The sequence below is a fragment of the Kutzneria sp. 744 genome (genome assembly GCF_000568255.1).
GTDB lineage: Bacteria > Actinomycetota > Actinomycetes > Mycobacteriales > Pseudonocardiaceae > Kutzneria.
Genome location: NZ_KK037166.1, coordinates 7748919 through 7763223, shown reverse-complemented (window position 1 = coordinate 7763223; position 14305 = coordinate 7748919). Strand labels below are relative to the sequence as shown.

15 protein-coding genes and 1 pseudogene are annotated in these 14305 nt (G+C 70.7%); 8 read left to right on the top strand and 8 right to left on the bottom strand.

Features of this window, described 5'->3' with window-relative positions; all coding sequences use genetic code 11:
- Window positions 1-2225 (top strand): ATP-binding protein (locus KUTG_RS35740; RefSeq protein ID WP_043723144.1); only part of this gene is annotated, 2225 nt, incomplete at its 5' end.
- A 58-nt stretch (window positions 2226-2283) separates the two neighbouring features.
- Here the strand turns inward: KUTG_RS35740 and KUTG_RS35735 are convergent.
- A complete protein-coding gene (locus tag KUTG_RS35735; protein ID WP_043723141.1) occupies window positions 2284-2946 on the bottom strand; it encodes a response regulator in 663 nt (220 codons plus the stop codon).
- Between the two features lie 222 nt (window positions 2947-3168).
- Here KUTG_RS35735 and KUTG_RS54275 point away from each other — a divergent pair, with 222 nt between their 5' ends.
- From KUTG_RS54275 to KUTG_RS35715, 4 genes are all read left to right on the top strand, one after another.
- Window positions 3169-4119, top strand: a complete 951-nt coding sequence (locus tag KUTG_RS54275) for a cytochrome P450 (RefSeq protein ID WP_052395773.1) — start codon at window positions 3169-3171, stop codon at window positions 4117-4119.
- A gap of 33 nt (window positions 4120-4152) precedes the next feature.
- Entirely contained in the window at window positions 4153-4617 is a 465-nt protein-coding gene (gene soxR, locus KUTG_RS35725) for a redox-sensitive transcriptional activator SoxR (RefSeq protein ID WP_043723139.1), read from the top strand.
- Window positions 4618-4714: 97 nt separating this feature from the next.
- Window positions 4715-5614: an ornithine cyclodeaminase family protein gene (locus KUTG_RS35720; protein WP_043723137.1), complete on the top strand. Its 900-nt coding sequence runs from the start codon at window positions 4715-4717 to the stop codon at window positions 5612-5614.
- A gap of 44 nt (window positions 5615-5658) precedes the next feature.
- Window positions 5659-6189, top strand: coding sequence for an RNA 2'-phosphotransferase (locus tag KUTG_RS35715; RefSeq protein WP_043723131.1), 531 nt, complete (start codon window positions 5659-5661; stop codon window positions 6187-6189).
- On the opposite strand, the gene KUTG_RS62020 is transcribed toward KUTG_RS35715, so the two are convergent.
- The 4 genes from KUTG_RS62020 to hisD form a co-directional block, all read right to left on the bottom strand.
- Window positions 6176-6343, bottom strand: a complete 168-nt coding sequence (locus tag KUTG_RS62020) for a hypothetical protein (protein ID WP_198047417.1) — start codon at window positions 6341-6343, stop codon at window positions 6176-6178. The genes KUTG_RS35715 and KUTG_RS62020 overlap by 14 nt on opposite strands.
- Window positions 6343-6942 carry an imidazoleglycerol-phosphate dehydratase HisB gene (gene hisB / locus KUTG_RS35710; RefSeq protein ID WP_043723129.1) on the bottom strand — a complete coding sequence of 200 codons (600 nt, stop codon included), beginning with the start codon at window positions 6940-6942 and terminating at the stop codon, window positions 6343-6345. The genes KUTG_RS62020 and hisB overlap by 1 nt, the downstream gene beginning before the upstream one ends.
- A 70-nt stretch (window positions 6943-7012) precedes the next feature.
- Window positions 7013-8116: a histidinol-phosphate transaminase gene (locus KUTG_RS35705; protein WP_084580153.1), complete on the bottom strand. Its 1104-nt coding sequence runs from the start codon at window positions 8114-8116 to the stop codon at window positions 7013-7015.
- Window positions 8117-9436 (bottom strand): histidinol dehydrogenase, encoded by a 1320-nt coding sequence (hisD, locus tag KUTG_RS35700; RefSeq protein WP_043731785.1) that lies wholly within the window; start codon window positions 9434-9436, stop codon window positions 8117-8119.
- A gap of 402 nt (window positions 9437-9838) precedes the next feature.
- Between hisD and KUTG_RS35695 the strand changes: the two genes are divergently transcribed.
- From KUTG_RS35695 to KUTG_RS35685, 3 genes are read left to right on the top strand one after another with little or no spacing between them, the layout of a single operon-like run.
- On the top strand, window positions 9839-10354 hold the full coding sequence (locus KUTG_RS35695; protein WP_043723128.1) for a hypothetical protein: 516 nt from the start codon (window positions 9839-9841) through the stop codon (window positions 10352-10354).
- 3 nt (window positions 10355-10357) lie between these two features.
- Window positions 10358-10816, top strand: a complete 459-nt coding sequence (locus KUTG_RS35690) for a hypothetical protein (protein WP_052395771.1) — start codon at window positions 10358-10360, stop codon at window positions 10814-10816.
- Between the two features lie 22 nt (window positions 10817-10838).
- Window positions 10839-11252 carry a hypothetical protein gene (locus KUTG_RS35685; protein WP_043723127.1) on the top strand — a complete coding sequence of 138 codons (414 nt, stop codon included), beginning with the start codon at window positions 10839-10841 and terminating at the stop codon, window positions 11250-11252.
- Between the two features lie 585 nt (window positions 11253-11837).
- On the opposite strand, the gene KUTG_RS35680 is transcribed toward KUTG_RS35685, so the two are convergent.
- From KUTG_RS35680 to KUTG_RS35670, 3 genes and pseudogenes are all read right to left on the bottom strand, one after another.
- Window positions 11838-13019 carry an ABC transporter substrate-binding protein gene (locus KUTG_RS35680; protein WP_157494979.1) on the bottom strand — a complete coding sequence of 394 codons (1182 nt, stop codon included), beginning with the start codon at window positions 13017-13019 and terminating at the stop codon, window positions 11838-11840.
- A 153-nt stretch (window positions 13020-13172) separates the two neighbouring features.
- The gene (gene nadC, locus KUTG_RS35675) at window positions 13173-14012 is read right to left on the bottom strand and encodes a carboxylating nicotinate-nucleotide diphosphorylase (RefSeq protein WP_043723125.1); all 840 of its coding nucleotides are present in this window, start codon (window positions 14010-14012) and stop codon (window positions 13173-13175) included.
- A pseudogene (locus KUTG_RS35670) lies at window positions 14009-14305 on the bottom strand (L-aspartate oxidase); the annotation flags it as partial. The gene nadC and the pseudogene KUTG_RS35670, both read right to left, overlap by 4 nt.

The window sequence follows — 14305 nt, the reverse complement described above, 5'->3', positions numbered from 1 at the left end:
TGGTCGACAGCTTCGTCGGACGCCGCCCCGAGATCGAGCGGCTGAGCACGCTGCTCGGGCAGCGCCGGCTGATCACACTCGTGGGGCCGGCCGGTGTCGGCAAGACGCGGCTGGCGCTGGAGGTGGCCGGGCGGCTGCCGCAACGGGCGGTGCTGGTCGAGCTGGACAGCCTCGACGACGGCGACCGCATCACCCAGGTCATCGCCGGCGCCTTCGGCGTGCGCGAGCTGCCCGGGCGGACCATCACCGAGGCGCTGTTCGACGTGCTGCGCGGCACGCGGACGCTGCTGGTGCTGGACAACTGCGAGCACCTGGTCGACGCCAGCGCCCGCTTCGTCGACCTGGCGCTGCGGCGCTGCCGTGGGCTGCGCGTGCTCACCACCAGCCGGGAAGCGCTCTCCATCCCCGGTGAGCTGGTGTTCTCCCTCGACGGGCTGACCCTGCCCAGCGGCGAGTCCGACCCGCTGCGCAGCGACGCCGTGCGGCTGTTCGTCGACCGCGCCCGCGAGCGGGACAAGGACTTCGGGCTGGACGAGGGCACCGTGCGGCAGATCGCCGCCGTGTGCGCCGAGCTGGACGGCAGCCCGCTGGCCATCGAGCTGGCCGCGCACCGGATCCCGATGCTCTCGGTCGGCGCGATCCATGATCGGCTGGCCGGCCGCCTGGAGCTGTTGACAACGTCGAATCGCACTGGATCCGCACGTCAACGCAGCCTTCGGCAGGCCATCGACTGGAGCCACCAGCTGCTCGGCCCGGACGAGCAGGTCGTCTTCCGCCGGCTGTCGGTGCTGGCCGGTACGTTCGATCTGGACACGGCGATCGCGGTCTGCGCCGACGACGAGTTCCGCCCGGAGCAGGTGTTCGAGCTGGCCTTCCGCCTGCAGGCCGGCTCGCTCATCACCACGGCGGGCTCGTCGAGGCTGCGGATGCTGGAGTCCATCCGGTTGTACGCGCGGGAACGCCTCGACGCCTCCGAGGACGGGGCCGCCACCCACGACCGGTTGACGAGTTGGCTGACCGAGCTGGCCCAGCCGCTGGTCCGGGAGCCCGTGTGGTTCCCGCTGGCGGCGCAGCGCCGACTGGAGGGATTGATCGACAACTTGATGGTGGCGGTGCGCTGGACCGCGTCGGTCGACGACGAGCGCAACGCGGTGCTGACCATGGCCACCGTCCGCTGCTGGATGCCACGGGGCTTCCTCACCGAGGGCCGCAAGCTGTTGCGGGCCGCCCTGGACCGGGTTCGGATCCGGCCCGAGCACCGCTGCCTGCTGCTCACCTACGCCGGCTACCTCGCGGCCGTGCAGGGCGATGCCCGAGAGGCCGTCACGCACCTGGCCGAGGCGCTGGCGCTCGCCCGCTCCACCGGCGAGCCCGTGCCGCTCATCGGGGCGCTGTACACCATGGGGGCGGTGTGCCAGGCCACCGAGCGGCTCACCGACGCCCACGAGCGCTTCGCCGAGGCCCTGGCGCTGGCCGAGGGCCTGCGCGACGAGACCGCCGTCGCCATGGTCCTGGAGCGGCTGGCGCTGACCGCGCACTGGCAGGGCGACCTGGACCGGGCCGACGAGCTCATCACCTCGGCGCTCCGGCGCTTCCGGGCCGGGCCCGTCTGCCACGGCATGAGCCTGGCGCTGCACACCGCCGGCACCATCGCCCTGCGTCGCGGCTCGCTGGCCTCGGCCGAGGAGTTCTTCGCCGACAGCCTGCGCAACGCGCCGGCGTCGTGGCTGGAGGTGCCGTTCGCGCTGGAGGGCCTGGCCATGGTGGCCGGCGGCCGGGGCGACGGCGAGCGGGCGATCCGGCTGTTCTGCGCGGCCCGCTACATCCGTGGCGGCGACCGGCTCTACGCCGAGCCCGCCTGGCGGCGTCAGGTCGAGGGCAGCCTCGGCGACTGGGGCGTGCCGGACGACGACGAGATCGACCGCATCGCCGCCGAGGTCGGGCGGCTCACGCGGGACCAGGTGATGGCCTATGCCCTGCACGATGTGTGGACTGTGACGGCCGGCGGACCGGCCGAGGATCTCGCCCCCGACGAGCGGGAGGTCGCCTCGCTGGTGTCGGCCGGACTGACCAATCCGGAGATCGCCGCGCGGCTGGGCGTGAGCGTGCGGACCGTCGCGTATCGCCTCAACCGGATCCGGACCAAGCTCGGTCTGCGGACCCGGGAGGACCTGGTGGCCTGGACCGCGCCCGGCCCGCCACCGGCGGAGAGCCCGGTCGGCTGAGCCTTCGGTCGGCCGAGCGCACCGGTGGGCGGCGGACGCCACCGGAATGCGCTTTCCGTCAGGCGCTGACCAGACGGGCGTTGTGCGCGAGAATCGCGGCCTGCACCCGGTTGTCGCAGCTGAGCTTGGTCAGCAGACGGCTCACGTGGGCCTTCACGGCGCCCTCGCTGAGGTAGAGCTTGCGGGCGATCTGGAGATTGCCCATGCCCTGCGCCAGCAGGCCCAGGACCTCGCGCTCGCGGCCGGTCAGATGGTTGACCAGCGTGCGGGCCCGCTCGACCGGTTCGGGATCGATGTCGACGATGCGGTCGAGCACCCGGCGGGTGATGGCCGGCGATAGCATCGCCTCCCCGGCGGCGACGGCCCGCACGGCGGTGACCAGCTCGCGTGGACTGCCGTCCTTGAGCAGGAAGCCGGTGGCGCCGGCCCGCAGGGCCCGCCGGATGTGGCTGTCGTCGGCCACGGAGGTGAGCAGCACGACGGCGGTGGCCGGTGACAGCGCGCGGACCTGCTCGGTGGCCGCGAGGCCGTCCATCCCGGGCATCCGCACGTCCATCAGCAGCACTCTGGGCACATGTTTGCGCGCGAGTTCGACCGCCCCGAGACCGCTGGCGGCCTCGGCCACGACCCGCACGTCCGGCGCCTGTTCGAGCACGCGGCGGATACCGCCGCGCACCAGCGCCTCGGAGTCGACGACTCCCACGGTGATGGCTTGGTTCATACCGGTGATTGTGGGGGTCGACCGGCTGAATGAAAACCGTTGCGTAACGGTTTGCAGGGGTGCACGTAACGCGGAACCGGGTCCGGGCCGCCGCACTGCCCACGACTGTAGGCCCCGCCTGCCCGGTCGGCCGGTCACCTGGTCGGAAGATACGCGGGCCGCCGGGCCATCGTGTCCGGGCGACGATTGCCACGGCCGATAGGCGTCATCAGGATGGGACATATGGAGGCAGCCGTCGCCGGTGATCCGCTGGGTCTGCTCGGTTCGCTGGCCGCGGGCGGCCCCGGCCTGACCCCGCTGTACATCGGGCCGCGGCTGGTGCACGCGGTCACCGCGCCCGAGCTGGTCCGGGCGGTGCTGATCGGCGACCCTCGCCGCTACGCCGGCGTGGTGGCCGAACGGACCCGGCGGCTGACCGACGGCGACCTGGCCAGCCTGGTCGCCACGGTCGCCGAGCGGGCCCGGCACCTGCCCCTGAGCTGGCGGCCCGGCGTCGAGCTGGACGTGAACGCGGCGATGGCCGGCTACGAGCCGGTGCACCGCGGCCAGGTCGACGGCCAGTCCACGATCACGCTGCTGATGCGGCGCTTCTTCCCGGCGGCGGAGCCGCTCCGCGGCTGCCTGACGGCCTTCGTGGCCGCCACGCTGGCGTGGATGTGGCACGAGCTGGCCTCGCATCCGCACGCGGCGGCGCGGTTGCACGCTGAAGTGGACACCGTGCTCGCGGGCCGGCGCGTCACCGCATCGGACCTGCCCAACCTGCGCTACACCCGACGCGTCGTGAGCGAGGTGTTGCGCCTGCATCCTGTGTTGCTGGTGATGCGCACGGTGGTGAAACCCGTTCGGCTGGGCGGAATCCCGCTGTCGCCGGGCGCGGAACTGCTGCTGCGGCCCCATTCGCTGCACCGGGATCCGGCGGTGTACGCCGATCCCGGGACGTTCGACCCGGACCGCTGGCGCGCCGACCGCTGCGCGCACCAGCCGCGCGGCGCCTTCGTGCCGTTCGGGTGCGACGATCGGGGCTCGTTCCTGTGGACGGAGTTCACGGTCACGGTCGCCACGATCGCGCAGCGCTGGCAGCTGCTGCCCACGCTGGGCCGGGTGCGGCCGTGCGTCGCGGTGGTGGAGCGCCCCGATCGGCTAATGATGGTGCCGCGGCAGCGAGGCGTCTGAGTGTTCGAGTTAACTCCAGGTTAGGCTCAACGGGTGGTGAAACTCCCCGACTGGCTGTCCATCGGCCAGGTGTCCGAACGCAGCGGAGTCGCGCAGACGGCGTTGCGGTTCTACGAGGAACGCGGCCTGATCGCCGCCGAGCGCACCGGCGGCAACCAGCGCCGCTACCCACGCTCGGTGTTGCGCCGGCTGGCGTTCATCCGCACGGCGCAACGAGTCGGGCTCAGCCTGGAGGACATCGGCGCGGCGCTGGCCACGCTGCCCGAGCAGCGCACTCCGACCAAGGCGGACTGGGCTCGGCTGTCGCGGGAGTGGAAGACCGAGCTGGAGGCCAGAATCGACTCCCTGCAACGACTTCGCGACCGGCTGGAGGGCTGCGTCGGCTGCGGTTGCCTGTCGCTGCGGGTGTGCACGCTGCTCAACCCCCAGGACCGCATGGCCGGCTACGGTCCGGGAGCGCCCCGGCTGCGTGCCGCCGCCGAGGGGGGTATCGACTGAGAGCGACGCGCGCCGGACAGTGATCACCGTTGCGCCATAAGGATGCAGCTGCCCGACTGTGCTTGAAGGCCGGTGTCGGCAGTCGCAGACTGGACACGTGAAGGTGATCTCGGACGCCGACGTGCGCACCGCCCTGTTGGCCGGGGCGGCGGTCCGCGTTTCGCGAGACGCCCTCGTGGATGCCCACCGCGGCACGCTCAAAGCCCCGCCACGAACCGGGATCGACGTCGGCTCCACGGAGCTCGTCTTCACGGTCGGCGGAAATGCCGCCGGCACCGTGGGTTTCCGCTGCTACGGCCTGTGGCCCGGCCACGCCGACCAGCTGGTTGCCGTGTGGGACAACAAGGGCACGCTGCGCGGCGTCGTCGTCGGCACGGCCCTGGGCGCGCTGCGCACCGGCGCCCTCGGTGGCGCGGCCGTCGACGCGTTGGCCAAACACGACGCCTCGGTGTGCGCCGTCATCGGTTCCGGCACGCAGTCGTGGGCGCAGCTGTGGGCCGCCTGCGCCGTGCGCACCTTCAGCGAGGTCCGGGTGAGCTCGCCGACTCCCGAGAACCGGGCCAAGTTCGCCGCCCGGGCCCGTGACGATCTCGGGCTCAACGCCATCGACCTGGCCGATTCCGTCGAGGCCGTGCGGGACGCCGACGTCGTGCTGGTGGCCACCAAGTCGACGCGCCCGGTCCTGCCGGCCACCGCGTTCGCCCCCGGCTGCCACGTCAACACCATCGGTCCCAAGCTGCGCGGCGCCAGCGAGCTGCCGCCCGAGCTGGCCAGCGTGGCCGCCATCGTCGCCAGCGACTCGCCCGCGCAGGCCGCCGCCTACGGCAACCCGTTCTTCACCGGCCGCAAGCTGGCCCATCTCGGCGGCATCATCGCCGGCGACCTGCCCGGCCGGATCAGCGAGGGCCAGATCACCCTGTTCTGCTCCACCGGCCTGGCCGGCGCCGACGTGCTGCTGGCCGACCACGTGTTCAACGAACTCGAACTGGCCGCCTGAATTCCGCTGGACGGCGGGTCCCCCTGTGCCCACACTTCCGGCACATGAACGAGAAGAACACCAACCGGATCTCCCGGCGGATGTCGCGCTATCTCAGACACGCCCCGGAGGAGATCGGCATCCAGCTCTCCCCCGACGGCTGGACCGACACGAAGGCGCTGACCACCGCTCTCGGCATCACCCGTGAGCAGCTCGAACTGGTCGTCGCCGGCAATGACAAGCAGCGTTTCGCCTTCGATGACACCGGCACCCGGATCCGCGCCAACCAGGGCCACACCGTGCCGGTCGAGCTCGACCTGCCCGTGGCCACCCCGCCGGCCACGCTCTATCACGGCACGGTCGCGAAGTTCCTCGACGCCATCATGACCGAGGGGCTGCGGCCGATGACCCGCCACGACGTGCACCTGTCGCCCGATGTCCCCACCGCCGTGAAGGTGGGCTCGCGCCGCGGCAAGCCGGTCGTGCTCGCCGTGGACGCTCGCCGCATGCAGGCCGACGGGCACGTGTTCCGGTTGAGCGCCAATGGAGTCTGGCTCACCGAGCACGTGCCTGCGACGTACCTCAGCTCGACATGAACCAGGCCACGGCGCCGCCGGCGGCCAGCAGGGCGAGCACGCCCAGCACGAGGGCGGCGATCCTGGAGGCCTGCTTCACCATCGTGTAGACGCCACCGATCAGGAAACCGGCCACGGCCAGCAGCGCGATGGCGATGTACTGATGCTGCGACATCACAGCACCCCCTTGGTGGACGGCACGCCAGAGACGCGCGGGTCGGGCTCGGTGGCCGCCCGCAGCGCGCGGGCGATGGCCTTGTACTCGGCCTCGGTGATGTGGTGCGGGTCCCGGCCGTGGATCACGCGGACGTGCAGCGCGATCTGGGCGTGGAAGGCCAGCGACTCGAACACGTGCCGGTTGAGCACGGTCGCGTAGTTGTTGCCGACGGTGAAGGACTCCATCGACTCCGGCTCGCCGACGTGCACGCAGTACGGCCGGCCGCTGGCGTCGATCGCCGCGTGGGCCAGCGACTCGTCCATCGGGATCCAGCAGTCGCCGAAGCGGCGGATGCCCGACTTGTCGCCCAGGGCCTGGCGAATGGCCTGGCCCAGCACGATCGCCACGTCCTCGACGGTGTGGTGGGCGTCGATGTGCACGTCGCCGGTCGCCCGCACCACCAGGTCGAAGCTGCCGTGCACGCCGAACGCGGTCAGCATGTGGTCGAAGAACGGCACGCCGGTGTCGATCTCCACCTTGCCCGTGCCGTCGAGGTCGATCTCGACCAGCACGGAGGATTCCTTGGTGGCGCGCTCAATACGCCCGATACGAGTCACAGAAGCTCCTCGCAGGGCTCGTCGCAACTGCGACAGTCCCTGTGCTTGTCGGATTCGGTCGCAAGCTCCCTCATCGCGCGATCTCCTTGCTGGCGGCCAGGAACGCGTCGTTCTCATCCGGCGTCCCGATGCTGACCCTGAGGTGGTGGGCGATGCCGACGTCCCTGATCAGCACGCCACGGTCCAAATAGGACTGCCAGGCGGCCTTGGCGTCGTCGAACCGTCCGAACAGGACGAAGTTGGCGTCGCTGGGCACGACCTGGAAACCCAGGCCGGCCAAGGCATCCACCACGCGGTGGCGTTCGGCGACCAGCTTGGCCACCGTTTCCAGCGTGCGGTCGCCGTGCCGGAGCGCGGCCAGCGCGGCCGCCTGCGTCAGCGAGGACAGGTGGTACGGCAGGCGCACCAGCTGCAACGCGTCGACCAGCGCCGGCGCCGCCGCCAGGTAGCCGAGGCGGCCGCCGGCGAAGGCGAACGCCTTGCTCATGGTGCGGGTGACGACCAGCTTCTCGGCGAACTCCTCCAGCAGGCCCAGCGTGCTGGCATGCTCGTTGAACTCCGCGTAGGCCTCGTCGATGACGACGATGCCCGGTGTCACGGCGATCAGCTCGCGCAGCTGGTCGAGCGGGATGGCCTGGCCGGTCGGGTTGTTCGGGCTGGTGATGAACACCAGGTCCGGCGCCTTCTCGACGAGGATCCGCGCCGCTTCCTCGGTGTCCAGGGAGAAATCGGCGCGACGGGGCGTCGGCACCCAGTCGGTGCGGGTGCCGGCCGCGATGATCGGGTGCATCGAGTACGACGGCTCGAAGCCCAGCGCGCTGCGCCCCGGGCCGCCGAAGGCTGCAACAGCTGCTGCAGGATTTCGTTGGAGCCGTTGCCGCCAGACGTTGGCCGTGGTCACCGGCACGCCCGTGGACGCGGCCAGGTAGGCCGCCAGCTCCGTGCGCAGGGCGATCGCGTCGCGGTCCGGGTAGCGGTGCAGGGTGGTCGCGATCTCCGCCGCCGCGGCGGTGAGGTCGGCCACCAGCTCCGGCGGCGGCGGGTAGGGGTTTTCGTTGGTGTTCAGGCGGATCGGCACGTCCAGCTGCGGCGCCCCGTAGGGCGTGCGGCCACGCAGGTCCTCACGCAGCGGCAGGTCGGCGAGCTGGACGCGCGCGCCAATCGGTTCGGTCATTCAGGCGTCCTTGAAGCGTGCGGTGACGGCTTGGCCGTGAGCGGGCAGGTCCTCGGCGTTGGCCAGCGCGACCACCTTGTCGGCGACGTCGCGCAACGCGTCCTCGGTGTAGTCGATGACGTGGATGCCGCGCAGGAAGGTCTGCACGGACAGGCCGGAGGAATGGCGGGCGCAGCCGGCGGTGGGCAGCACGTGGTTGGAGCCGGCGCAGTAGTCGCCGAGCGAGACCGGCGCGTAGGCGCCGACGAACACCGCGCCCGCGTTGCGGACCTGGGCGGCCACCGCGCGGGAGTCGGCCGTCTGGATCTCCAGGTGCTCGGCCGCGTAGGCGTTCACGACCTTCAGGCCGTCGTCCACAGTGGACACTAGGATGCAGCCGGACTGCCGGCCCGCCAACGCTTCCGCCACCCGAGCGCTGTGCTTCGTCGCGCCCACCTGCCGGTGCAGCTCGGCGTCGACCGCGTCGGCCAGCCGCTCCGAGTCCGTGACCAGGACGCTCGCCGCCAGCGTGTCGTGCTCGGCCTGGCTGATCAGGTCGGCCGCCACGTGCACCGCGTCCGCCGTGTCGTCGGCCAGGATCGCGATCTCCGTCGGGCCGGCCTCGGAGTCGATGCCCACCATGCCCCGCAGCAGCCGCTTGGCCGCCGTCATGTAGATGTTGCCCGGGCCGGTGATCATGTCCACCGCCGTCAGCTCCGCGCCGTCGGTGTCCACGCCCCCGTACGTCAGCAGCGCGATCGCCTGCGCGCCGCCGACCGCCCACACCTCGTCGACGTCCAGCAGCGCACACGCGGCCAGGACCGTCGGGTGCGGCACGCCGCCGTGCTCGGCCTGCGGCGGCGAGCACACCACGAGCGAGCCCACGCCCGCCGTCTGCGCCGGCACCACGTTCATCACGACGCTCGACGCCAACACCGCCACGCCGCCCGGCGCGTACAGGCCCACCCGGTCCACGGGCACCCAGCGCTCCGTCACCGTGCCGCCCGGCACGACCTCGGTGGTCTTGTCCTGCCGGCGCTGGTCCGCGTGCACCTTCCGGGTCCGGAGGATGGCTTCCTCCAGCGCCGCCCTGACCTTCGGGTCCAGCTCCTGGAGGGCCTGGGCGATCCTGGCCTGCGGCACGCGCACCGACGCCGGCCGGATCCGGTCGAACCGCTCGGCGAACTCCAGCACCGCCGGCACGCCCCGGGCCCGCACCGCCTCCACGATCGGCCGCACCTGATGCAGCACGACATCCACGTCAACCTCGGCGCGCGGCAGGGTGACGCGCAGCTGGGCCGGGGACGGGACGTGACCACGCAGGTCGGTGCGGTTGAGCATGGCCATCAGGGTACCGACGCCACCCGTCAACCCGGCCGGCACCGGCCGGTCAGACACCGCCGCAGCACGGCATCCGCATTTCGGTTGTCCTCGAACAACCGGATCGCCCGATTTTCCCCCTACTTCCTGCACGACGTGGACGAACACATGAATATACCTCATATTGCCGAACAGCAGAGGGTGTGAACGTGCCACTTTCACGGGTAAATACGGAGCAGGCGATTGCCACCCGAAGCCTCCGAATTGCATCCTTTTCCCCGTAGCACCCAACTCGGGCAGACCGCGACACAACGAACCGAGATTGTCTCATGTTGTGCTGCTGGCCGCCCGTGAAACGACATTCGATCCGCCGCACCGTCGTACCAGGCCGCGCGGCGACACCAGCACGACCGGGAGTGAAAAATGGGAATCCTGAGCAGGAAAATGACCGCCGCCGCCGTCGGCGCCGCCATCATCGGCGGCGTCGTGCTGCCCAGCGCCGACGCGATGGCCGCACCGGCCCGGCCCAGCGCGCCGGCCGCCGCGGCCAACGCGCAGGGCATCGGGGTGGACGCGTTCAGCCACGTCCTCGACATCACCAAGACCATCCTCGACGCGATCGAGGCGGCGAACAAGCTCAAGGAGAACCGGCCCGGCTACGTGAAGAGCCTGCTGGAGGCCGCCTTCAACGCCCAGGAACTGCACGAGAACTACAACGTCATGGTGATCAACACCGGCAACAAGTTCAACTTCACCCTGAACAACGTGGTCTACGACGCGGTCGCGCACGATTCCGGCTATCCCGACTTCCACATCTACGTCTTCGACTCCGGCCGGTTCGAGAACCAGGGCAAGGGCGGCTACGAGAACTGGGCCTTCCGGGGCTGGTTCGACCGCCCCGGCAACGCCGGCGTCGTCGACTTCCACAAGAAGGGCTGAGCCGTGGTGCGCAAGCTGCTCGCCGCGATGACCCTGACCGCGTTCGCCCTGGTGGGCGCCGGCGCCGCCCCGGCGCTGGCCTCGGTCCGGACGACGCACAACCCGACCGTCGACATCGTCTCGGACCGCACGGGCGGCGGGCTCGGGCCCCGGATCGGCGGCGCGATCAGCCAGCTGGCCGAGGACAACCAGGCCCAGCTGGTCAAGGACTCGATCGACAAGGCCTTCCACCTGGCCGGCCAGCACTACAACGTGATCATGATGAACCTGGCCCAGCACTACCAGGAGCAGCTGAACAACAAGGTCCTCTACGCCAACATCCGGTGGGAGGGCATCTACTACGGACTCTGGGTCTTCGACGACGGCCATTTCGAGAACCAGGGCAAGGGCGGCTACGAGAACTGGGGCATGGTCGGCTGGTTCAAGAAGAACAACGGCGTCGTCGACTTCAGCAAACCCTGATCCGGAAGGAACGAGAAAACCGATGAAGTCCACCCATCGCGCCGCGGCCATCACCGCCGCCGCCATCGCCGCAGCCGTCGCGTTCACCACGGCACTGCCCGTCTCGGCCGGGGCCTCCGCCCTGGAGCTCAACACCTGCGACCTGAGCGGCAAGGCCAAGGAAATGCAGACCTGGGACGCGGCCGGAAAGTACAACATCATCGTGTGGAAGGAGTCCGCGGCGGCCACGTACGACCTGCACGGCGAGATCCAGGAAGCATCGGGCACCGCGGTGTACACCGAGTGCAAATCCGTGATCGCGAAGTCGTCCCGCTACCGCTGGGCCACGTTCGAGGACGGCACCTTCGTGCACCAGGGCGACGGCGGCTTCCGCAACTACGCCTACATCGGCAATTTCACCAAGAACGGCGAGACCATCACCTTCCACCGACGGTGATCGAGCCGGCGGAAAGGGGCGCGGCCGTGAGGTCGCGCCCCTCGGCGTCTCAGCGAATGGTCCAGGTCTCCAGGTTCCACCACGGGCCCCAGGTCAACGGCCCGTGCACGGCGGGCTCGATGACCGGGACGGAGCCGGCCCAGTTGTCGTGGACGGCGTAGGTGTGGGTGACGAAGGCCAGGGTGACCAGGCCGGGATCGCCGACGTAGGCGCGCTGGGCGGAGCGGAAGGCGGTGGCGCGGGCGGCCGGGTCGGTGGCCCGGTGGGTTTTAGAGCAGGTGTTGATGGACGGGACGTACGTCGCCCGCTACCTATATCGTTAGCCTTATATGCCTTGCAGCCTCCTCAATATTGAACTCCAATCCTAAACGGGCTAAAACTAAGGCTAAACAAAGCTGCATTGGCCGCCGGATTGCACCACGCCTTTGCAGCAATCCCGGTCGGACAAGCAAACCTAACGCATCAGGGTAAGCTCCACCGGGGGTACAATGCTCGTTACGCGAGCCACGCTCTGTTGCTGACATGGGCTATAGTGTCGATATATCAGTCCGCGGAAAGCTGATAAGTCATAATCAACGAGAGTGATTACAAACTACCAGGTGGGTGTACTGCCCTCAGCGTCGACGCGGTAGCTACCTGGGTGGCAAACGCTTGCGCGACGGAGCGGCGTTCGAGGTCGCCCCCGGGGTAGCCGACGGTGAACGCGGCCCGGACACCGGCCTTGGCCCGCACGCCGTCGGCGCCGGCGACCCAGCCGGCCTGGTCGAGGATGCGGCCGGCGGCGGTCGAGTCGAAGCGGTAGGTCGCCTGCGGGTCGACGAACTCGGGCAGCGAGTCGGGCATCGGCGTGTACGCGGGAGTGCCCTTGCCGCCGAGCGCGGTGCCGATGAGCTCCTTGCGGTCGATGGCGAAGTTCAGGGCCAGCCGCACGGCCCGGTCGCCGGTCACGGGGCCGCCGGCCGGCAGGGTGACGGCGCGGTAGTCGGCGGTGTCCTCGGTGATGACCTTGACGCCGTCGAATTTGGCCACGGCGACCGCCTCGGACGGCGGCACCTCGATGCCGTCGAAGGCGCCGGACTGGAGGCGCTGGATCCGGGTGGCGTCGTCGGGCACGAAGGCGACGGTCACCTTCACGACCTTGGGCGGCACGCCGTAGTAGTACTTGTTCAGCCCCAGCAGCAACTGCTTGCCCTTGTCCCACGAGGCGACGGAGTAGGCGCCGGTGCCGGGCGGCTGCGGGCTGGCCAGCGCGGTGTGCGGAATGACGCCGAGCACCAGCCGCGTGGGGAAGGACGGGAACGAGAACGACAGGTCGAAGCGGACCGTCAGCTCGTCCACGGCGGTGACGCCGGCGAGCATGTCGAAGTCGGGCCGCAGCGGGGACCGGCCGGCGGGGTCGAGCACGGCGTTGTACTCGGCCACGACGTCGGCGGCGGTGAGCGGGCTGCCGTCGGCGAACCGCACCCGCTGGTGCAGCTTCACGGTCCACGACTTGCCGTCCGGCGAGGGTTGCGGCAGGTCGGTGGCCAGCACCGGCCGCAGCGTCCGGTCCGCCTGGTAGCCGACGAGCCCGTCGTACATCCGCGAGCCACCCTCGGGCGCGAAGCCCTGAACGGGGTTCAGGGTGGCGGGCTCGGCGGAGTCGGCCAGCGTCATGGTGGTGTTGTCATCGACGGTCCCGGCCCGACTCGGCGCCGGCTCGCCCGTGCACGCCGCCACGGCCACGGCAGCGGTGAGCAGACACACGGGAAGCAGGAGTCGACGCACACCCCGACAGTATCTTCGCCGCGCGTGCCGCGCGGGGCGAGGTCGCTCTAAGCCGGTCTCTTCGCCTTGGCCGCAAAAATCGCTGGAAAGTTGCGATTTTTCCGGCCCGCGGCTCCAGAGACCGGCGCGACCTCGCACCAGAGCCGGCGAACCCTACATGTCCAGCCCCAGGTCCAGCGCGGGCGAGGAGTGCGTCAGGCCGCCGACGGACAGGTAGTCGACGCCGGTCTCGGCGTAGGCCCGGGCGACGTCGAGGGTCAGCCCGCCGGAGGCCTCCAGCAGCGTGCCGGTGCCGGCGGCCTTGGTGCGGCGGAACGCTTCCGCGCAGTCCGCGGGGGTGAAGTTGTCCAGGAGCACGAGTTCGGCGCCGGCGGCCAGGGCCTCGTCGAACTGGTCGAGGGTGTCGACCTCCACCTCGCACGTGAGCTCGGGGGCGTAGGACCGGGCGGCCACCAGGGCGGCGGTGACGGAGCCGGCGGCCTGGACGTGGTTGTCCTTGATGAGAATGGCGTCACCGAGCCCGAGCCGGTGGTTGACGCCGCCGCCGCACCGGACCGCGTACTTCTCCAGCAGCCGCAGGCCGGGCAGGGTCTTGCGGGAGTCCCGCACGGCACAACCGGTGCCGGCGATGACCTCGACCCACGCGGCGGTGGCGGTGGCGATGCCGGAGAGGTGGCACAGCAGGTTCAAAGCCGTCCGCTCGGCGGTGACGAGGCCTCGGACGGGCCCCCGCACGACCAGCGCCGGCTCTCCGGCGGCCAGCCGGGAACCGTCCTCGACCTTGGCCACGACCTCGTAGTCGGTGACCTCGTCGAGCACGGCCAGCGCCGCCGGCACGCCGGCGATCACCCCGGCTTTGCGCGGCGTGAAGCTGCCGACGGCGATGGACTCGGACGGCACGGTGGCCAGCGTGGTGACGTCCGGCCCGTAACGAAGGTCCTCGGCCAGCGCGGTCTTGATGACCCGCCGCATGTCCTCGATGTCCACGGTCATGCCACACCTCCGAGCAAGGCCCGCTCGAACAGGAACGGCCGCCCGGCCGCGTCCAGTCGAACAGGGATGGACCGCTGCCACGAGCCGTCGTTGCGGCCCGGGTAGTCGGTGCGAACATGGCAGCCGCGGGACTCCGTGCGCTCCGCGGCCACGGCCAGCAGGATATCGGCGGCCATGGTCAGCGCGGCGTCCTCGACCGCCTCACGCGTCCCCAGTGGACGGACGACGGTCGACTTCTCCAGCACGGCGGCCGCGACGGCCAGACCCTCGACGGTACGCCCGATCGCGGCGTG